12 protein-coding genes are annotated in these 21,567 nt (G+C 35.8%); 6 read left to right on the plus strand and 6 right to left on the minus strand.

Going from position 1 to position 21,567, the window contains the following annotated elements:
• Window position 1 precedes the first annotated feature (1 nt).
• From MY04_RS27420 to MY04_RS27435, 4 genes are all read right to left on the minus strand, one after another.
• On the minus strand, window positions 2–1,060 hold the full coding sequence (locus tag MY04_RS27420; protein ID WP_084006180.1) for a glycoside hydrolase family 99-like domain-containing protein: 1,059 nt from the start codon (window positions 1,058–1,060) through the stop codon (window positions 2–4).
• Between the two features lie 12 nt (window positions 1,061–1,072).
• Window positions 1,073–2,782, minus strand: a complete 1,710-nt coding sequence (locus tag MY04_RS27425; protein ID WP_066216477.1) for a SusD/RagB family nutrient-binding outer membrane lipoprotein — start codon at window positions 2,780–2,782, stop codon at window positions 1,073–1,075.
• Between the two features lie 11 nt (window positions 2,783–2,793).
• On the minus strand, window positions 2,794–6,072 hold the full coding sequence (locus MY04_RS27430; protein WP_158297957.1) for a SusC/RagA family TonB-linked outer membrane protein: 3,279 nt from the start codon (window positions 6,070–6,072) through the stop codon (window positions 2,794–2,796).
• 366 nt (window positions 6,073–6,438) lie between these two features.
• Window positions 6,439–8,070, minus strand: coding sequence for a sulfatase family protein (locus MY04_RS27435; protein ID WP_066216483.1), 1,632 nt, complete (start codon window positions 8,068–8,070; stop codon window positions 6,439–6,441).
• A gap of 245 nt (window positions 8,071–8,315) precedes the next feature.
• Between MY04_RS27435 and MY04_RS27440 the strand changes: the two genes are divergently transcribed.
• Both MY04_RS27440 and MY04_RS27445 read left to right on the plus strand, forming a co-directional pair.
• The gene (locus MY04_RS27440; protein WP_066216485.1) at window positions 8,316–9,947 is read left to right on the plus strand and encodes a sulfatase family protein; all 1,632 of its coding nucleotides are present in this window, start codon (window positions 8,316–8,318) and stop codon (window positions 9,945–9,947) included.
• A 388-nt stretch (window positions 9,948–10,335) separates the two neighbouring features.
• On the plus strand, window positions 10,336–13,146 hold the full coding sequence (locus MY04_RS27445) for an Ig-like domain-containing protein (RefSeq protein WP_066216487.1): 2,811 nt from the start codon (window positions 10,336–10,338) through the stop codon (window positions 13,144–13,146).
• 133 nt (window positions 13,147–13,279) lie between these two features.
• Here the strand turns inward: MY04_RS27445 and MY04_RS27450 are convergent, their stop codons facing one another.
• Window positions 13,280–15,547, minus strand: a complete 2,268-nt coding sequence (locus MY04_RS27450) for a glycoside hydrolase family 20 protein (protein ID WP_066216489.1) — start codon at window positions 15,545–15,547, stop codon at window positions 13,280–13,282.
• A gap of 174 nt (window positions 15,548–15,721) precedes the next feature.
• On the opposite strand from MY04_RS27450, the gene MY04_RS27455 reads away from it, so the two are divergent.
• Genes MY04_RS27455 through MY04_RS27470 form a run of 4 tightly spaced genes read left to right on the plus strand, consistent with a single transcriptional unit; the run spans window position 15,722 to window position 20,550 of the window.
• Complete coding sequence (locus MY04_RS27455; RefSeq protein WP_066216490.1) at window positions 15,722–17,686, plus strand: hypothetical protein; 1,965 nt, start codon at window positions 15,722–15,724, stop codon at window positions 17,684–17,686.
• Window positions 17,683–18,675 carry a sensor histidine kinase gene (locus MY04_RS27460; RefSeq protein ID WP_066216492.1) on the plus strand — a complete coding sequence of 331 codons (993 nt, stop codon included), beginning with the start codon at window positions 17,683–17,685 and terminating at the stop codon, window positions 18,673–18,675. The genes MY04_RS27455 and MY04_RS27460 overlap by 4 nt, the downstream gene beginning before the upstream one ends.
• A gap of 4 nt (window positions 18,676–18,679) precedes the next feature.
• Window positions 18,680–19,795, plus strand: coding sequence for a sensor histidine kinase (locus tag MY04_RS27465; protein ID WP_084006182.1), 1,116 nt, complete (start codon window positions 18,680–18,682; stop codon window positions 19,793–19,795).
• Window positions 19,792–20,550 (plus strand): LytR/AlgR family response regulator transcription factor, encoded by a 759-nt coding sequence (locus MY04_RS27470; RefSeq protein WP_066216497.1) that lies wholly within the window; start codon window positions 19,792–19,794, stop codon window positions 20,548–20,550. Before MY04_RS27465 ends, MY04_RS27470 begins: the two co-directional genes overlap by 4 nt.
• On the opposite strand, the gene MY04_RS27475 is transcribed toward MY04_RS27470, so the two are convergent.
• Window positions 20,551–21,426, minus strand: a complete 876-nt coding sequence (locus tag MY04_RS27475) for a phosphatase PAP2 family protein (protein WP_066216500.1) — start codon at window positions 21,424–21,426, stop codon at window positions 20,551–20,553. It abuts the gene before it with no gap.
• Between the last annotated feature and the right edge of the window lie 141 nt (window positions 21,427–21,567).

Genomic DNA, 21,567 nt, shown 5'->3' on the forward strand with positions numbered 1-21,567 from the left:
ACTATCGTTTTGTTTGTTGTTTTAATAATTCAAGGGAAGATGTCCCATAAGTTTCACTAGGTTCTAATTGCGTATCCTGCTTCCATTCATTGAAAGAGTTAATAATAATAAGGCGGTGTGCACCTGTACTTTTTTTGGCCACATTCAACATAGACCACCAATAGGTTTCTGTTCTGTCGTGTTTGAAAGCGGCACTTGTAGGGTTCTGAATTTTAGGATTAAATGCTGGTGCAATAGTCGGTACCCACTCGATATTGAATTTATTTAAATAATAATCTTTGCTATATAACCAATGTTGGTCAAGTATCTGGGGAAAGGTAATGTGTCTATCGTAGTTGGAGTTGTTAAACATGGTTGTGGGAGCTATACCATCCATTACACCTTCAAAAAACATTTCGAATCTTGCTGGAGGTACCCAACCCGATTGTTCGCCAATAATGTATAACTCGTAACCTTCAGCCGACATTTCATCTCTTAATTGTTGATATACTGCTTGAATATCATTACAAAAGAAACGATGTGCATTGATCACATTTACTACATATTTATCATCTACCTTTAGGTAATTCTCTTCATTGAAATAAGGAATCATTTCCTTAAACTCATTAATAAAAACATCTACAAGACCTTTGTCTTCTAATGTATTTTTTTCGTTAATACCCAAGTTTCCAAAGTTGTAACGAAGTGCAAACTTCATTTTATTCTCCGTATTCTGAGCCATAAATGCGTTTAACATATTCTTGTCATCAGCATTCGAAGCATTCGTAAAACGGAACAAGAAGTAATCGATTCCGCCAAGATCAGAAGCCCAATCAATATGTGCTTTCATGGCCGTTTCGTCGGCCACACCATATTCTCCTAGTACAGGTACTTCTTCAATGTTGGCATTCCAAGGTAAGGTATTGATCGCATAAAAAGCGCCCACCATATAATCTTGTTCTACAGGTACTTCCTCGATTTCATAATCTATAAGGTGCCCCTCTTTATTCACCTCCTCCTCCGTACAAGAAGAGAAAATGCACAATACGCTAATCAGTAATAAATATATTTTTGATTTCATTTCTCTTTTATATTAAAGTTCTTCAACTATTCTATATTCTACTCCAGAAGCATCGACTTCTTCTATTGTGTTACCATACCAATACTGAATGGCTTCTGTATTCATTGTTGGAATCATGTTACTCCAATCTTTTGGTGTCTTTGGTGTTGATAATTCCAATGGAACATCTAAGTAATCCACTCCACCTAAGTAACTTAATCCTTGTTGATAGCCTACACTATTCAATCTAGATTCGATACTTGGATACAACATTCTCTCTGGCATTTCAGTAGGTAAACCAATTCTTGATACCGCATTAAAGTGAGGTGGTACATCAAATACATTGGTTCTTCTGATAAGACACCAAGCATCAAAACCTTGGAAGAAAGAAGCGATCCAACGTTGGGTAATCACTTGTTGGAAAGGACCTCTATCAATTTTTGAATTCACGATATTTCTAAAATCGTTTACTCCATTTGAACTTGATCCCCAAGCAACACCATCATTTTGGATGTATTCCATATACTTATCGCCCATACCTTTTGATGTTAACGAAGCCTGAATACCTTCCTCATAATATTGTTTAGCATCTTTGCCACCTCCCCAGTGTAATAACTTCGCTTCTGCTTTTAAGAAACAAGCTTCAGCATAGCTAATAATCGTTGGAGCAAAATCCTTTGCATAATACTCTTGAGAGATGTTTGAGTAGCTGTCTTGACCATAACCTGAATAAGGGTTAAACTGATCGTTCACCGCCCAATTGTTATCGGCTGTTGGTGTTTTTGGTCTTCCGACAAAAGGAGCCGCATATTGAATCACCAACTCTGCTCCGTCTTGTCTAGATACCGTATCCTGAACAATGTAGTCTTGAACCGGTGCATCAGCATAAGCAGAAATTCTAGGATCTTTCAAATCTCTCATGTACATCAAAAAGAAGTGATTTAGACGTAATGATAGAATAGGATTCGTATGAATGTACGCTCTGTAAAAATGGTTCCAGTTTTCTTCTGCAGGACCCCAAGCGGCTTTTACTGTTTCTGATTCATCTGCGATTAAATCGGCTTCTCTTGACATGGCCAATTTACCAAAATCAACAATTTCAGCAGAGGTGTATTGATATCTTAAAGCCAGCTTCAACATCAAAGTATTGGCAAATTTTCTCCACTTTTGAATATCACCTTGGAAAATAGGATCATTCATCGTATCCACACCTTCACCCATTTTAATGTAGGCCTCATTCAAATGTGACAATACTCCTTCTACAATATCTTGCTCGCTTTCATAATCAATCGATAAACTTTGTCTTAAAGCCTGATCATATGGAGCGGGTCCCCAAGTACCAACGACAACCGACATCACATATCCTTTCCAGATTTCTGCCATTTGTACTCTATTCGTATACAACGAATCTTCTTTGTAAGCATCAATAATCGATTGGTTGTTATTAAGAATGTCCACATAACTATTGTTCCACCATTGTGAAATAGTCACGTCTGTGTAAAAGTAATTGGCAAAATCACCACCACTAACTGATACATAGTGAGAGTACTGAAGAAACATTCTGTCCTCCATCTGACCATTGACAAAATCCAATGTTTTTTTCACTACACCTGGAAATAATAATTCTGGTGTTGCGGTTTGATGCTCATGATCGTTTCTGTTGATTTCATCAAACTGATCTGTACAACCTGAAATCAAAAACGAAACGAAAGCTAACTTTAATATATATACAATATTTTTCATTATCCCTTTAATTAGAAGTTTACTCTAAAGTCAAAACCATACGTTGCTGTTGGAGGTAAAGATCCCATCTCAATACCTTGTCCGTTACCCGAATAAGAGGCTGCTTCAGGATCCAATCCTTTAGGTGTATTTTGATGGATGATCCATAAATTACGACCTACTGCTGCAATTCTTGCTCTCTTGATATGAAGGTTTTTCAACAACTTTCTAGGAATAGTATAGCCAATAGATACTTCTCTTAATTTCACATAAGAAGCATCAAATAAATTATATTCTTGAGCATTGTTTGTACCCATTTGATAGAATGCTTGAGGCGATGCATAGATAGTGTTTGGTGCTACGGCTTCCCATTCTCCTGTATCAGGATTTCTTTGACCAATATATGTTCCCGGTACCAATACACCTTTGTTTCTTTGGCTATCTCCATACTCAGAACCATAAAGACCGTTTCCTGCTCTTTCTTGGTTGTTTTCTCCAAGTACAACACTACTAAACCAGAAGTCATCTCTACCTTCTAAAGAAGTCATTGTATTACCCCACGTTTCAGCTTTAGAATACGTTAAACTATACACATCTCCACCTTTTTTGATGTCTACAAGAATACCTAAATCAAAGTTTTTGAACTTTAGATTGGTCCCAATACCACCAATCCAATCCGCTTGAGCATTACCTAGTACTTGCTCAGGATGTTCAATTGGAATACCTGCTTGATCTACCAAACGTTTTCCATCTTTATCTCTTCTCCAAGTACTACCACGAATTAAACCAAGTGGTTGACCTACTTCTGCATTTACTGATAAGTTACCATAACTTCTGTATCGAATAGATTTAATTTCCTGATTGGTCACTTCATCTGTGTATAGCCTAGTGACAAGGTTGTTGTTCTTCGCCCAGTTCATATTGATGTCCCAGCTAAAATCTTTTTTGTCGATCACTTTTACACCTAAAACAACTTCTAAACCTTTGTTTTCGATTTCACCTGCGTTGATCATTTTTTGTTTGAAACCTGATCCAGCAGGTACATCAATTTGAATAATCTGATCGGTAGTGACATTTTCATAATAAGTAAGGTCTAAATTCACTCTATTATCAAGAAACTTCAGATCGGCACCAAATTCCCATGAATAAGTCGTTTCTGGCAATAATTGAGGGTTTCTCATGAGAGTTTGATTATCCACCCACATATCACCATTGTAAATACCTCCGTAACTGAATGTGTTATGTAATCTGTTAAAGCCTGTATCGTTACCTACTTTAGCCCAAGATGCTCTTACTTTACCAAAAGTAAATACTCTACTCGACATGTTGAATGCATTCGTAAACACAAAAGAAGAACCAACACTAGGATAGAAGTATGAATTATTATTTTCTGGTAAGGTTGAACTCCAGTCGTTTCTTGCTGAAAAATCCAAATAGATCATTTCTTTAAAACCAAGCGAAGAAGTCGCAAAAACAGAGTTTATTCGTTTATTATCTTCGTTCTGAATAAACACCGGATAACCACCAGCGTTGGCACCACTTGCTACTCCATCTGCACTCAATGATTCAATTGATGTAGTACTAACGTTCGATTTTCTATCGAATCTACTTGTACCTGCAGTTACTAAAACATCGAAGTTTTTTAATTTCTTTGTGTAGTTTAAGAAAGCTTCGTAGTTCCAAATATGGATATCACGATTAAAGTGAGTGTAGCTACCGTCTTGATCGTAAGAGGCCCCAACGTTATTGAAAATACCTCCTTGCCTAAATTGAACATCACCACCAACACGACCTTTCACCGATAAACCATCCGCAATTTGAGCATTCAACGTTACCGTTGGTAACACTCTATTCATTTGGTCATTGTTTGTGTTCTCATACATGGCCCAATACGGATTGTAGAAGTTATTAAAGCTACCTAACTCATTTCCGTTGGCATCTTTCCAAGGTTTTAATTCATCTAAATTTACATTTCTGTGCATGTAGGTAAATGCATAATAAGGGTTTTTCGGGCTACCATTCTTTTGCATTCTATTTTTAGTTTGCTCATTCACAAATGTCATTTTAGCATCAACATCTAAGAATTTAGTCAGCTTTCTCGTTCCTCTAACGTTAATGGTATTTCTGATTTGCTCGTTTTGACCATCAATAATATCGTTTGCATTCATGTTTGTATACGAAAGGTAAAACGAACCGTTGGCATCGGATTTTTGCAAAGTAATACTGTTGGTCATGTTTCTACCTGTTTGGAAGAAGTCTTTCATATTATTGGGTTGAGGTAAATATTGACCTTCTTCTCCATTATAAGCAATTACTTTCTGTCCTAACATAGGCCCACCCCAGCTTCTTGGGTAGCGAGACATCACTGGAATACCATCTTCGTTTAGATATTGTTGGTTTTGACCAATTCTAAAGCCGTTACCTGCACCATATTCGTTTTGGTATTCAGGGTATTGGTTAATCGTTCTTAGTTGATAGTTCATGCCATAAGAAACACCCCAACCTTTTTGTTGTTTTGCACTCTTTTTAGTGGTAATCATAATGACACCATTCGATGCTCTAGAACCATAAAGTGCAGCAGCGTTCGCTCCTTTTAAGACTTGAATATCTTCAATATCTTCTGGGTTGATAAAGCTGGCCCCTCCACCGTAATCGATGTTATTGGCAGAATTATCGCCTTCAGTAGAAATTCCTACATTAGCATCACCACCTCCACTTTCGATAGGCACACCATCCACTACATATAATGGCTGATTGTCTTTCGTTAAAGAGGTCGCCCCTCTGATCACCACTCTACTTGTTCCCGTAGGAGAATCGGCACTCGTAATTTGAACACCTGCCACTTTACCAGATAAGTTAGTGATTACATCCGCTTGTTTGTTTTGCAAAAGGCTTTCGCTATCTACTTTTTGAGTAGCATAACTTAAGCTTTCTTTTTCACGACTAATGCCAAGGGCAGTCACAACAACTTCCTTCAGTTGTACTTGATCCTCTTCAAGCGTAACATTAATTACCGATTGGTTGGCGACTTTTACCTCTTGAGGAAGCATGCCTATATAAGAGAAGATAAGGATATCATCGTTACTTGCTTCAATAGAATAATTACCATCAAAATCTGTAACTGTACCTGTCGTAGTACCTTTAATTATAATACTAACCCCTGGCAATGGAGACGCATCTTCTTCACCAATTACTTCACCGGTAATGAGGTGCTTATCAGTCTGTGCGAATAGATTTGTTGTTAATAGAAGAATAGAGATAAATGGTAAAAGCATAGATCTCAGATCTTCAAAGCGTTTAAATATTTTCATTTCATTCATTAAAAAGTTTTACCAATTAGTATTTGATACACAATTTTAAAAAGTGGTTACTAACTAATATTTACTTTTATCTTAATAGGGTATTAATAGATAAAAAAATCATTAATAATATTATTATTCATTGATTTTCAATATGTTACTTATTGCTATTTTTATGAATTAATGGAAGATGTATGATAATTAATCTAGTATTTAATGCTATAAGTAAGTCCTATGAATAGTATTTCAATAAAATATAATAGTTTATTTACAGAAAAATTGATCTATTATAAATCGTCTTTTAGCTAACAAAAAAAGTTACCCTTATAACAAAGGTAACTTTTTTTAAACACAACACATAAATATCAAAAAGAATGACTAAGGAATATATTTTTTCTTAGTGAATTCATCATAAGGTCTCTTCTTAAAACTCATCAGTTGCTCTCTTAAGATAAGTTTTAACTGATTGGCTTTTTCTCTATTTTCTTCGAACACATTATTTTTTTCTGTTGGGTCAACCGTCAGGTTAAATAATTGATCTTTCTCGAAATACAAAGGATTGTGCATACTCGCAAGTCTACCCAAATGTTGATTCCTTGTATAATAAGGTTCAGGAATTTTATCGCCTTGAAATCCATTAAACATTTGTCCTTTCTCGATTTTTGCTTTAACACTATTCGGATATCTTACTGATATGTATTTCCATTGATCACTTAAAATCCCTCTTGCAAAGCCTAATTCGAAATATAGATACTCATGAATTTTTACATTTTGGTTTGTAAACGTCTCTTTGATACTCTTCCCGTCCATTTCCATCTTATCAGAAACTTTTATACCTGCAATGTCTAAAAATGTAGGAGCAAAATCGATGTTCTGTACCATTCCTTCATAAGCTGCTCCAGATGGAATCCCTTTTGGCCAGTGCATCATTAAAGGAATTTTCACTCCAGTTTCATATAAAGTCGTCTTACCGTGTTTATAAGCTCCATGATCTGCAGAAATAACGATCAAGGTATTTTCATACAAGCCTTTTTCCTTTAGCTTATTGACCATTGCTTCAATACTTTTATCAAACCAAGTAATCCAAGCTTGATCCTCTCTTAACTCATCGTTTTGTAAAACTTGGTTTTTAATCTCATCACGAGAAGGCATAAATGAGTAATCCTTTTCCACATACCCTTCACCTGTGATATTAGGATCTGCATCTAAACCGAATTTATATTCTCCGTTTACCTTTCTCCAAGGTTCAGGACCGTGAGGAACCGTTGTCGCATAATATAAAAAGAAGCCGTTTTTGTTTTTAGCATTCTGATCTATAAAATCCAAAGCCGCACTTGTTGTCCATTCGATATTATGAACATTCGCTTCCTTTGAAAAAAGTTCTAATAGATTTCCACCATAAACAGCGTTCGCATAATCGAAACCATATTCCTTAATGAGTCCCTGCCATTTTTGTTGATTGAATTGCATGGCTTCTATCACTTCTTCTGATTTAATATCAGCTAATTTATCGTATTCCTTAAATCCGTTGACTGCGAATTTTTTTCTCTTCAGCATATCATGATCTACAATATGACTTTTCCCAACAAATCCAGTAGTGTAACCGTTTTGCTTTAAAATTTTAGCCACATTTAGTTTATCTGCCTCTAATTCGGTATTGTTTTCAATCCTTGTCATATAGCCATGTGGATGTAATTTCATAAATACCTCTCCTTCACATCTACCCGCATAACGACCTGTTAAAGAAGAATATCTACTAGGAGAACAAACCGATGATGATACATAAGCATTCTTATAGATAATACCTGTTGAGGCCAATTGATCAATAAAAGGAGTTTCTACATATTGTTCACCACAAAAACCAAAGGCTCTAGTTTCATTTTTTTCGTCTTTCTCCATTGGGAAAGGACTCATATCGTCCACCACGATGTAGACAATATTAGGTCTATCTTGTGCTTTAATGACAAATTGAGATAGACAGCAAAATAGGATTAAATAATATACTTTCATTTCTTTTGTTTGTTATACTTTATTGGTAGAGGCATTTTCACCTTTAGCAAAAAATTGATACACAAATTTACTTTACTGTATTAATTTGTCATTAACCAACCCTTAATCATCATTAATTTTCTTATTTTTTATGGATTAATAGATTATTAAGTCCATATAGTATCAAAAATTAATTTCACACCTTTACTTTTGATAAAAGTTTAGAAGTGAAATCCACCACAATAATTTCAATTAATTAACATCAAATGAAAATCAATTTTTTAATTATTACTTTATGCTTTGTCGCTTTGTTTAGCTGTTCAAAGGAAAAAACTACAAACAATGAATCATCAAAAAGACCTAATATTTTATTTATCATGTCTGATGATCACGCTTACCAAGCGATAAGTGCCTATGATAACAAACTTACCAATACACCAAATATCGACCGACTTGCCGACGAAGGTATGTTGTTTACCAATGCTTGTGTGACGAATTCTATCTGTGCTCCATCGAGAGCAGTGATATTAACCGGTAAGCATTCCCATATTAATGGCAAAACAGACAATCATTTTCCATTTAATAAAGACAATGTTACTTTCCCTCAGATATTCCAAGAGGCAGGATATCAAACGGCCATGTTTGGTAAACTTCACTTCGGAAATAACCCTCAAGGATTTGACGAGTTTAAGATCTTAATTGGTCAGGGACACTATTACAATCCTACTTTTATAACTAAAAAGGAAGGTAAAAAAGACTATCCTGGCTACGTCACAGATATTGTTACCGACATGACTTTAAATTGGTTGGATAAGGAACGTGATGAGTCCAAACCATTTATGTTGATGTACTTGCATAAAGCGCCTCACAGAGAGTGGTTGCCAGCAGCCCGTCACCATAAAGAGTATACAAAGAAATCATTCCAGGAGCCTTCTACTTTATTTGATGATTATAGCAACAGAGGTACTGCCGCTCATACTGCCGAAATGAATATTTTAGAGCATATGAACTGGGCAGGCGATTCTAAATTGTATCCTGAAGTGATGGAGAAATTAAATATTGCAGAAACGGCCGATTGGGATATAAAAGCTTTCCATAAAGAAAGAGACCGTATGACGGATGAGCAAAAAGCAGCTTGGGATGCTTCTTATAGACCAATTAATGATGAATTTATTAAGAACTACGCAAACATGGATTCAACAGAATTGATGAAATGGAGATACCAAAGATATATGCAAGATTACTTAGGTACGATTGCTTCTGTGGATGAAAATGTGGGTAGAGTATTAGATTATTTAGACGAAAACAAATTAGCTGATAACACATTGGTTGTGTACACTTCGGACCAAGGTTTCTACTTAGGTGAACATGGTTGGTTTGATAAACGTTTTGCCTATAACGAATCGTTTAAAACGCCACTATTAATTCGTTGGCCTAACAAAATTAAGCCGGGAATTACAAACGACGAAATGGTGCAAAACCTAGATTTCGCTCAAACTTTCCTTGAAGCTGCTGGTATCAAAGAGCCTGAAGATATGCAAGGCGAAAGTTTAATGCCACTATTAACGGGTAATGATGCGGAATGGGACAGAGAAGCGGTGTACTACCACTACTACGAGTACCCATCAATTCATATGGTGAAACGTCATTATGCGATCATCACTAAAGAATACAAGCTTATTCATTATTACTATGATGTGGATGAGTGGGAATTATTCGATAGAAAAAATGATCCACATGAATTGAAAAACGTATATGATGATCCTGAATATAAAGATATAGTTACTCAGCTTAAGAGTGATCTTAAAGACTTGAGAATAAAATATAAAGACAGTTCTGAGATCGATCAGAAATTGTTGAAAAAATACTTAGATTCTAAATTTGCTGATCAACGATAGTTTTTTGTAACAGTAAATTTTAAGGCCACCTCGATTTAGTTGAGGTGGCTTTTTTATTTTCTTTTGCTAAGCTAGAATAGTAGAAAACTCTAAGAATGTCTAGTATAAATTCTCAAAATTAAAAACTTGACAAAAAAGGGTGATTTCTATTTTAAATCACCTATAACAACGTGTATAACTAATCAAATCATCTTATGAAAACTCTTCATTATTAAAAATTTATCAGCCCATGTTCCTTCATTTTATTCAGTTTTTGTCTAGTTAAATTAGTTGTTATCCCTACACTTAATCAGTTATTTGGTTTTCGAAATGAATTAAAACATTAGTACTCACTAATGAACAACCAGTAATTTTTTTATCCGAAAGGGTATATACAAACTTTAATGAAATGAAGCATTTTTATCTACTATTGCTCACTTTCTTATGCTCTACAGTTCTAGCACAAGATTGGAGTAGCATTCCTGTCCCTGCCGATGCAGGTGCGGGTAAATCTTGGGAACTACAAGAAAATGTGTCTGACGACTTTAACTACACTTTTAATGCCGCTAACACAAAATCTGATTTTGGTAACGGCAAGTGGTACAACTTCTATCACAATACTTGGGATGGACCAGGAACTACTTATTGGAAATACCAAAACGTTGAGGTAAAGGAGGGTAGCTTAGTCATTAGCACATCTAGATGGGATCAAAACAACCAAGCTAACCCTTGGAATGGCAACGCTCCCAAAATGGGTTTACCCAATAATGGGGTCAATTCAGGCTGTGTAACCTCGCATGCTAAAGTTCAATACCCTGTGTATGTGGAATCGGCTATTAGTGTGGCCAATATCGATTTGGCTTCTTGTTTCTGGTTATTAAGTCCAGACGATACTGAAGAAATTGATATTATTGAGAATTATGGTGGTGTAGATGGTTTTAAGCACCTTACACATATTTCACATCACTCTTTTATTCGTTCGCCGTTTCACGATTATCAGCCAAGAGATTGGAATAGCTGGTGGCCAGATAGCCGTGTGAACACTTCTTACGGATGGGGTGATTGGGCTTGGAACAATGGCGACAGACGTTATTTACGTTTAGGCGTCTACTGGAAAACGCCTTTCCACTTTGAATATTATATCGATGGGGCATTGGTACGTGTAATGTACCATAATGCCATGGCGACGTTAATGAATGGAACTTGGGAGTATACGTATTATAATCAACAACACCCTATGGGTACGCAAGATGCCTATGGTAATAATGTGGGTGGCCAACCTGTTAACCAAGGAAATGGATATTCTGCAGTAACGACTTATGCTTATTCGAGTGAATTTGAATTTGGGACGCTACAAGCGGCAAGTGCTGCTTCGAATGGTATTAATGTGATTGATCCAGGTGAATACCAATCGGGTAATGGTTTTACTAAAGAAATGGATATCATTATTAATGTAGAATCGCAAAGTTGGTTAGTTTCTTATGGTAAAACTCCAACTGATGCTGCACTAGCAGATCCTGCTAGAAATGCAATGGAAGTGGATTGGGTACGTGTATATAAACCAGTAGATGGAGGAAATCCTACACCTCCGGTTGCTGTTACTGGAGTAACTATTACTCCTGCCACTTTGGACCTAGAAACAGGTGCTACTGGAAATGTAACTGGTCAGGTGATTCCATCTAACGCCGACGATCAAACAATCACATTTACATCAAATAATACTGCAGTGGCTACTGTTTCCCAATCGGGTGTGGTAACTGCTATCGCCGAAGGTACTGCTGTAATTACTGCAACATCAACTGATGGTGGATTCACTGCTACATCAACGGTAACAGTAACGGATGCAACAGTCACTCCTCCCAATGGAGAAGCGTTAATTATTGAAGCAGAAGATTTTAATAGAACGGGAGGTACTTTTAACGATGGTCATGTTCCTTTTGGAGCCAACCGTGTCAATGGTGTAGGTATCAATTGGGTGAACTCAGGAGATTATGTAGAATTTGATATCAATGCAACGGCTGGAACTTATGATGTGAGTTACAGTATTTCAACGCCATCGAATAATGCTGCAATTTCTTTAGCTGTTAACGGTACGAATGCTGGTTCAACCAATGTTCCAAATAATGGTAGTTGGGATAATTACAACACTTTAGAAGCAGGGTATTCAATTCAATTAACTCAGGGTAGTAATACACTAAGAGTGACGGCATCAGGAAGTCACGATTGGCAATGGAATTTAGATAATATCACCCTAACTCCTGTAGAGGGAGATCAAACTGTTGCTGTAACTGGAGTAACTTTGAGTCCTTCCAATTTAACTTTAGATATTGGTGATACAGGTAATTTAACAGGACAAGTCATTCCATCGAATGCAGATGATCAGACAATGATGTTTACTTCGAGCAATACTGCAGTAGCGAGTGTTAATCAATCAGGTGTAGTGACTGCAGTCGCTGCAGGTTCGGCAACCATTACTGCTACTACTACAGATGGAGGTTTTACTGCAACATCAAGTATAACTGTGAATGCTCCTTCTACAGGTAATCCTGCTGAAACTATCGTGATTGAAGCGGAAGACTTTGAATCTACTGGCGGTACTTTTAATGATGGTTTTGTTCCTTTCGGAATGAATAAAGTCAATGGATTAGGTGTAAACTATGTCAATTCAGGTGATTATGCAGACTATACCATCAACGTTGTAGGGGCTGCCACTTACGATATTCAGTATATGATTTCTACTCCAATGAGCGGTGACACGAGAGTGCAATTGCTTGTAGACGGTGTGGCTGTATCTACAGATAATGTGGGGAATAATGGTCAGTGGGACGATTACCAACCTCTAAATGGAGCATCAGTAAGTTTAAGCGAAGGCGAACACACCGTAAGAGTGTATGCTATCGGTAGTCAGACTTGGCAGTGGAATTTAGACAAAATAACGTTAACTCCTCAGAGTTCATCATCAAGAGTTGCATTAGAAGAAGCACCGGCAGACATGTATGTATTCCCTAACCCTGCACATGGTGAAGTGAATATTTCTGGTATTCCTGCTGGCGAATATACTTTTACAATTTACAATATGAATGGTGTAGAGGTATATGCAGAAACTACTTCTTTCAATATCAAAAAGACATTTGATATCCAATCGCTATCAAGTGGTATTTACTTCTTGAAAGTGGCCGGTAAAGAGGGAAGTTATTCTTCTAGAATTTTAGTGAAATAAAGGTACTTTTGTGCTGCATTTATATTGTCTCATAGGGAAGGTAATCGATTACCTTCCCTTTTTATTTTTGTCAAATTTGATTTCGCATATTTATGGAGTGTGAAAAGTGAAATTACGAAACACCAACCATTTATTATTCTACAATAATCTCATCTATAAAAACATAAGCTTGTTTACCTGAATCATTATGCCACTGAGGCAATTTGCCATAATTCCTTACAATAACTTTTATATATCGTGATGCAGTTTTATCAAACGTTACTTCATAATCTGAAATTCCATCTGCCGTTTCTTTAGTGGTGATTGGCAACGCTTTCTCCCCTACTTTTTGATAGTCCTTCTGATCATCAGAAATATAAATTTCTATTGATTTCGGTCCGAAAACTCCTTTCTTCATTTTTATCAAAGTGCCAATTTCTACCTTAGAGATTTCGGTCTCTTTTTCTAAATCAATCACACAAGAAAAATCGCCTTGGTTGAATCCAACCCATGCACCAGAATTATAAATCAACGAACCTCTCAATCCATCATTTAAAGGGGTTCTCCCATATTTAAAATAGGAATTTGATGTAGTTGAAAGTAATTTTAAAGGTTTAAATGCTGCTTTATGAAAATTGATTTCCCTCTTCAAGTAAGAAGTGTTAGGAACTACCGTTGCATTCAAAGTTGTTGTTTGATTAATCACGATAGGCTTTGCGTACACTTTACTATTTTCATTAGGAACTGTGCCATCCAAAGTGTACAATATAGGTTGATCTGAAGTAGTTTCCAATGTGGCCACCAAAGCTTTTAATGTAGTATCAGCTTTCACCTCACCTAAAACGTTATACAAATGTTTCGCATAGTTTATGTGCATCTGATCATACACTTTGCGGATATCATTTAGTCGGGATTTAAAATTCGTCCAATCTTTTTGATCAGGGGCTGTCCATGCAATCTCGGATAAAGCGGCCACTCTCGGAACCATCATGTATTCTACCTTTTCAGGTGTTTTCATATACTCTGTCCAAACATTTCCTTGTACACCGATAATGTATTTTTGCTCTTCTTTTGATAAAGAGGAAGGGAGTGGTTCATAATCATATACTTCTTTTACTGAGGTATATCCCCCAACTTGCAATGGCTCATTAGAAATATCTTCTGTTTGATAATGGTCGAAATACACATGATCTCCAGGTGTCATGATTACTTCATGATGTGCCTTGGCTGCAGCAATTCCTCCCTCTGTTCCTCTCCACGACATTACGGTGGCATTTGGAGCCAAACCGCCTTCCAAAATTTCGTCCCAACCAATCATTCTCTTCCCTTTACTGTTCAGGTACTTCTCTATTCTTTGGACAAAATAACTTTGTAGTTCGTGTTCATCTTTCAGTTTTTCATCACGAATTCTCTTCTGGCATTTCGGACATTTCTTCCATTGTGTTTTCGGACACTCATCGCCACCAATGTGAATATAATTGGAAGGAAAGAGTGGCATCACTTCATCCAACACCTCTTCTAAGAAATGAAATGTATCTTCATTTCCTGCACAATACACTTCTTCGAAAACACCAAAAGTTTGAGCCACCTCATAAGGTCCACCCGAACAACCAAATTGAGGATATGAAGCCAAAGCGGCTAAAGCATGACCGGGCAATTCAATTTCTGGTATCGTTTCAATACCTCTCTCTTGCGCATATTTCACCACCTCTTTTACCTCTTCTTGGGTATAAAAACCGCCATATCGTTGTCCATCAAATTGTTTGCTACTACCGTGATGTCCCACCACAGTACCCTTCCTAAAACCACCAATTTCTGTCAGCTTCGGATACTTCTTAATTTCAATTCTCCAACCTTGATCTTCCGTCAGATGCCAATGGAATGTATTGATTTTATGAAGTGATAAAATATCAATATACTTTTTGATAAAGGCAACCGGAAATATATGTCGCCCTACATCTAGATGCATTCCTCTATACTTAAATCGAGGTTGGTCCTTAATGGTCACACAAGGTAAGCGATCCTCATTTTTAGAGATAATTTGTCTGAGCGATTGAATTCCCCAAAGCACTGATCGCCCGTCTTTACCTTCAATGCTAACCTTATCATTTGATATAGACAAAAGGTACTCTTCTTCCTTCAAATCTGTATTAATCTTTAGTTCAATATTTCCATTGTCAGTTTGAAGTTGAGGTGAAAAACCTAAAGTAGATTGAATAAAACCTTGTAATAAAATGGCCTCATTGTTTAGATCTGGACTAGCAGAAATGACTGATTGAGGTGTTAGCTTAAAAAAGTCCTCTTGATATTGGATAGATAGAGGTGCTGGGATGATATTGACTTTCTTGTCCGTTTGTTTTTTAGTGCATGCAAACGATAAGAATAGCATCATTATCCCTAAAAATAGAGTAATGCGTCTCATTTGAAGTTGATAGTTATTTTAATTTATATTACTGAGGGAGTAAATATAAATGATAGATAAATGAAATCACACTTCACTCCCCCAAAATTACAATCCACTCCCCTCGAATTTGACATGAAATGTATTTACCCTATTCTTGTAACATCAACATTAACTAGTGTCAAATTAATTTTTATGAGATTTTTATTATTAAGCATATTGTTACTTCCATTGATGAGCAATGCACAGGAAATTAGGGAAATTAAAATTCCAGGAACTGATTCTGTGATGGTCATTGACATTACTAAAATTAGAGAGGAAGCCGAAAAAGTGGCAGAAGAAGCTAGAATGATGGCTGCCGAACAGCAAGAGATGCAAATGGAGGTTTTTATCGAAGCCTTTGGCGAAGATTCTGATTTTAAGGATTTCAGAGAAAAATTCGAAAAGTTTCAAGAACTTAAAGATTTTGAAGTTGTCTTTCCTGAAGGATTTCCTGAAAATATAGAAGTAGATGCGGAACGTATTGAAGAATGTATAAGAGTGGCTCAAATACAATTAGAGGCACAGCAAGAGGAGATGGAAAGGGCGATGGAAAAAGCCTATACTAGCAATATTCAGTATGAAAAAAACTTTTTCTACTCCTATAAAGTCGATTATGAAGGCGATATCAAACTAAACGACAAAGAAGATGACATTATTAGTATTTCTGAAGGCGGTAAGTTTGTTGTTGAGAAACGTACTTTCGGTAACTTAAGAAAGTTAGTCATTCAACCTTCATCTACAGGAGAGTTAACCTATAAATATTACGAAGGCAACAAATTGATGCCCTTTAAACCTGATGGTGAAAATTGGCTAAATGATGTACTTCCTGAAGTAATTAAATCGAATGCCATTGCTGCGGAAGATCGTATTGATCGACAAATAAAAAGTGGTGGTGTTTCTGGAACATTAAATTACATCAGTTCTTTAGACGGTAATTCTGCTAAAACAACTTTCTATAGAATTCTATTAAATCATAAAAAAGTAAAGAACTCAGATATCACATCAATAACAGATGCAGTAGTTAAAAACATTACTACTTCTTTTGAACTTGAGAAGTACTTTAAATCTACTTTTGCTACGTATTACAATAAAAAAATGCTTAATGCATATTTTAATGGAATCAAAGAAATAAAAAGTAGCACTAGTAAAGAGAACTGTCTAATTAATGTAGTATCCCGAAAAGAGTTTCAAAATGGGTTCTCTAAAGAAAACATGAATGCTTGGGTAGATGCTTATGTGAGTTTAACTTCTTCATTTGGAAAAAGAAAAGTCTATTCAAGAGCATTAAAAAACGGTATTCATCAGTTCTATCCTACTGATCTAGAACGCATTTTACAAAATATTTCAAGTGATTTCGACCTTAGAATGTCTATTGAAAAGTCTTTCATAGATGATTATTTCAAAAACTGGTCAGACGCTCAAATCATTACAATTATCAATCAAACGCAACGTATTTCATCTAGTTTTGATCATGCTCAAGCTTTAATGAAAATATCAGAACAATGGGATACTTTATCAAAAGGTGCAAAATTAGCCTACTTGGAAAGCAGTAAAGATATCACCTCTGCTTTTGAATTAAGAAAGGCATTGGCTTTCTACAGCGTTGTCTATGAAGAAGACGAAAGTATTAAAAAACTCTATTATGGAGCTTTGAAAAATATAAGTAGTGATTTTGATTTAAAATCAGCTTTATCAAAAGCCATGAAGAGTCCTAGTTTTAATGCGAAAGACGTTACCTATTATTTAGACGCATCAAAAAGTATTTCTTCTTCTTTTGATAAAAAAGGGGTGCTTATGTCGATTGCTCCTTTTGTAAATTTAGAAACAGCTCCTTTATTCTTTGAGGAAACTGCCAAAATCTCAAGTGCATTTGACAAGAAATCTGTATTTTTAAAAATGATTGATCAGGACAACTTTACATACGAGTTTTTACCTCACTATCTAAAAGCGGCCTCTACTATTTCTTCAAGTTTCGAACTGTCGACGGTACTCAGAGAAGCTGCACCTTACGTGGTGGCTTCTAAAAATGAGGAATACAAAAATCAATATGTAAAAGTAGCCAAAGGAATATCATCTTCTGATTACAGAAATGAAGTGTTGGGGGCGCTTTACGAATGAAATACATTAGAGATTTTATCTATGCAATCTTAGGAAGCAGTTTATATGGCTACTTTTTATATGCACCTCAGCAAGAAATTGCAGAAACCATCTATCATCCAACGAGTATATTATTCTTTGTGTTTAATGTCTTTCTGATGATTGGTATAGGGACGCTATTAAGCAAGTACCGACCATCAAAAAGTATATTTAAGCAAGTAGCAATTAGAGGTTTGGGTATGTGGGCTTTTTTAATTCTACATGCTTATTTGATAGGTAAAGTGATTTATACTTCTATCGATCCGATCTTCATTTTTGATATCAAAATCAAAACCTTTATACTACTATTCGCTTATACATCAGCTATATTGGTGATCGAATATCTTTTGATTGCCTATCAGAGATTTAACGAGCAACATCTGAGTTTCCTTACTTATAAAAGGAAATCAGCACAGCTTCGATTAGATGCTTTAAAGAGTCAGTTAAGCCCGCATTACTTGTTCAATAGCTTAAATACTGTGGCTTATTTAGTGGTGGAAAATCGAAAAAAGGCAGATCGTTATATTAGAAGTATTGCCGAGACGTATCAATTTGTGATGAGATATGCTCAAAAAGGATTGATCTCTTTGGAAGATGAATTACAAATTGTGAGGGCTTTCGCTTTCCAGTTACAAACAAGACACGGGAAAAGTGTAAAAATCAATATGGATCAGAATATGCAAAGTATCGAGGGAAAACTACCTCCGCTTTCTGTACAGCTATTAGTAGAAAATGCAGTAAAACACAATGTTTTATCTGACGATGATCCTGTTGAAATCGACATCAAATATTTAAAAGAAGAAAAAGAAGTGAAGGTGAGTAATAATCGAACAACATCACCTAAATCGTATACTTCCACTAAAGTGGGCTTGAATAATCTGAGAGAACGCTATGCCTTATTAAGCGATCAAGAAATTCGAATTGATCAAGATAACTCTTCGTTTACAGTACACTTACCATTACTCTATTAAGCTTATGAATCGCTGGAAAAAATCATCCTTATTGTATGGATTGGGTTACCCGATTCTATCCGGTAGCATTACCTATTTACTATTGCTTTTGGCTTTTAATAGAGTAACAGAACTTTCTGACACGATCTTTAAAGCGGAATGGATCGTCTGCATCGTGGTATCTTACATTTGGAATACTTCTATTATATTTCTTTCGAGATGGACGAAACATAAATTAGATGAAATTGATGTGATTTCTGAAAAGATTTTCTTCCATGCTGTCGGTGTTGTTATCGGAAGTATTCTCATTATTGGCATTAGTATTTCAGCTTATTTTTATGGATTGATTGGGTATTCATCATTTAGTAGTTTTAGCACTGAAATGTATGTTTTCCAAGGTTTATATATCTTTCAAACGCTTCTTTATGAGTGTGCATTCTGGGGTAATCATTTGATAAAAATGAGTAACGATGAGGCACAATTGGAAGAAAAGAAACGCACCAATTTCATCAACGAAGAAATGAAAGCATTCGCTGAGGATGCCCACCTTCCCTTTTTATATGAAACTTTAGAAACCATTATCGGATTATCGTATAAAAACCCTGATGAAGCAGAAGAATACGCCGAAAAACTGGCAAAGGTATATAGAAATAATCTTCAAAGTAGAAAAGAAGAATTTATCCCTATTGCTCAAGCATTTCAATTAACAAAAGATGTTTCTGACTTATTAAATACATCTAGATCGGGAGGTATACATGCACATTTCGAAGCCTGTGATAAACATGTACATTTGTTATTTCCTCCAATGGTGTTACCAAGAATATTAGTGGGTATTGCCGCCGATTATATTGCATCACCTCTTCAGCCATTGGAAATTAAATTTTCTATCAAAGACGAGCAGTTGGTGATGATAGCTCACAGTTGTAACGAAAAGATTGATCATCAGAACAGTTTAAGTCAGGTGATGGACTCCGTAAAAAACACTTTGGATCATTATACTAAAGTACCAATTCAAAGAATTCAAAAGGAAAATGAATACTATATTATTTTACCTGCATTTACATCAACTGACAATGCGTGGCAAACAAAAGCAGAAGTAAATATCCAACCCAACGATCAAACTTTATTTAGAAACTCATGAAAGCATTAATTATAGAAGACGAAAAGCCTGCACAAGGCAAATTGGTCAGACAAATAAATAAAACTCCTTTTGAGGTTGAAGTGGTGAAGTTTTCTGACTCCATCAAAAAGTCGGTGGATTGGCTAAAGTTGCACCAACAAGATATTGATCTCATCTTTATGGATATACACCTTACCGACGGTTTAGCATTTGATATCCTAAAGGAGGTCAACATTATCAAACCCATCATCTTTACCACAGCTTATGATGAGTATGCTTTGGAAGCTTTCAAGGTAAACAGTATTGATTATTTATTGAAGCCTGTAGATAGTGAAGCGCTCACCAAAGCTTTACAAAAATTAGAGTTACTGCAAAATCAATCCAATACTACTCAAAAAGGTCAAATTGATGCCTTAATCGAGAACTATAATCAGAAATACAAGAACCGTTTCATAGTTCGTATTGGAGATAGCATAAAAAGCATTTTATCCCAAGATATTGTGGCTTTTGTGGCCGATGGAAAACACACCCTATTGTACAACAAAGAAGGAAGAAGATATTATGTCGATTTCAAAATGGAAGAACTCAACGACCTCCTAGATCCTTCTTTATTTTTTAGAATTGGGAGAAGTTATTTTGTGCAAAAACAATTTATTCAGAAAGTGGATAAATATACCAACAGTCGCCTTCAAGTCGTCCCTTCTTTCGAAATTCCACATGAATTAATAGTGGTGAGGGATAAGGTGAAGGAGTTTAAAGAATGGTTGGAAAAATAACTACAACGACGTCTTCACATACAATCCCATCATCGCAGGTTGCATCACGGGCATAAAAGAAGTCGCCCCTCCATATTTATTTCTTTTTGTTCTTAATTTTTTATGAAGCGTTGGAATTAAAATACCAGTTGCTGCACCCACGGCACAACCTACCATTACATCGGTATAAAAGTGTTTATAGGCTCTTGTTCTATAATAACCAACCAAAGCTGGTGGAATAGCAGCGGCAGTGTATACACCAATCTTGGCTCCAGTCGACCACTCAGGATGGTAATCTAAGAGTACTTTTGCTGTAAAAAATGTACCTACAGCTGTATTTGATGTATGACCACTAAAGAACGATCTTTTGTTATTATTATCTGTCAATTCTCCCATTTCTACAGGAGGATTACCTTCTCCAAAAGTATAAGTAATTGGTCTGTAGCGGGTAAATACACCCGGACCTAAATAGTTGTAGACATTTACCGCAATCATTTGGGTTTCGAGATACATTAATGAAACCTCAAACCAATCTTTACGAATATCCTTATCGATAAATAAAGCGAATGGCATCACTACTGATACATACAAACCCCAATCGGTAAAATTATGCGAATTCTCTCTGTCGTTTACATCATGATCAAACACATGACGGTCAAAGGCATTGACGCTCATTTTGTCTAATCCAAGTACCGTACTTTCATCAATAGGTGGTCTTGCATTCAGCATTCGAATCCCTAAAACATTGGCTACTAAACCTGCAGCCGCAATACTTCCTGTTGTTACAGGAGGAGCATAATAAATATCAGATTTTGAATGATACCACTTTAAACTATCTTGTGCGATTGATAATGTGGATAAAGTAGAAAATAATAGAATGAACAGTATTCTATGCATAGTTTATTTGATGAGATTGAATGATAAATAGATAAATAACAATAATTTACTCCTTACTGTTTTGTCATTTAACCTTAAAAATAATAATTTTTTGTACTTTTAACCTACTCTTAACTAAAAGATCGTTACCAAAAACTCTTT

The sequence above is a fragment of the Flammeovirga sp. MY04 genome (genome assembly GCF_001682195.2).
Taxonomy (GTDB): domain Bacteria; phylum Bacteroidota; class Bacteroidia; order Cytophagales; family Flammeovirgaceae; genus Flammeovirga; species Flammeovirga yaeyamensis.

Bases quoted from the DNA above. Each gene is read 5' to 3' on its own strand.
- MY04_RS27420 (WP_084006180.1), bottom strand. From the start codon at position 1,060: ATGAAATCAAAAATATATTTATTACTGATTAGCGTATTGTGCATTTTC.
- MY04_RS27425 (WP_066216477.1), bottom strand. From the start codon at position 2,782: ATGAAAAATATTGTATATATATTAAAGTTAGCTTTCGTTTCGTTTTTG.
- MY04_RS27430 (WP_158297957.1), bottom strand. From the start codon at position 6,072: ATGAAAATATTTAAACGCTTTGAAGATCTGAGATCTATGCTTTTACCA.
- MY04_RS27435 (WP_066216483.1), bottom strand. From the start codon at position 8,070: ATGAAAGTATATTATTTAATCCTATTTTGCTGTCTATCTCAATTTGTC.
- MY04_RS27440 (WP_066216485.1), top strand. From the start codon at position 8,316: ATGAAAATCAATTTTTTAATTATTACTTTATGCTTTGTCGCTTTGTTT.
- MY04_RS27445 (WP_066216487.1), top strand. From the start codon at position 10,336: ATGAAGCATTTTTATCTACTATTGCTCACTTTCTTATGCTCTACAGTT.
- MY04_RS27450 (WP_066216489.1), bottom strand. From the start codon at position 15,547: ATGAGACGCATTACTCTATTTTTAGGGATAATGATGCTATTCTTATCG.
- MY04_RS27455 (WP_066216490.1), top strand. From the start codon at position 15,722: ATGAGATTTTTATTATTAAGCATATTGTTACTTCCATTGATGAGCAAT.
- MY04_RS27460 (WP_066216492.1), top strand. From the start codon at position 17,683: ATGAAATACATTAGAGATTTTATCTATGCAATCTTAGGAAGCAGTTTA.
- MY04_RS27465 (WP_084006182.1), top strand. From the start codon at position 18,680: ATGAATCGCTGGAAAAAATCATCCTTATTGTATGGATTGGGTTACCCG.
- MY04_RS27470 (WP_066216497.1), top strand. From the start codon at position 19,792: ATGAAAGCATTAATTATAGAAGACGAAAAGCCTGCACAAGGCAAATTG.
- MY04_RS27475 (WP_066216500.1), bottom strand. From the start codon at position 21,426: ATGCATAGAATACTGTTCATTCTATTATTTTCTACTTTATCCACATTA.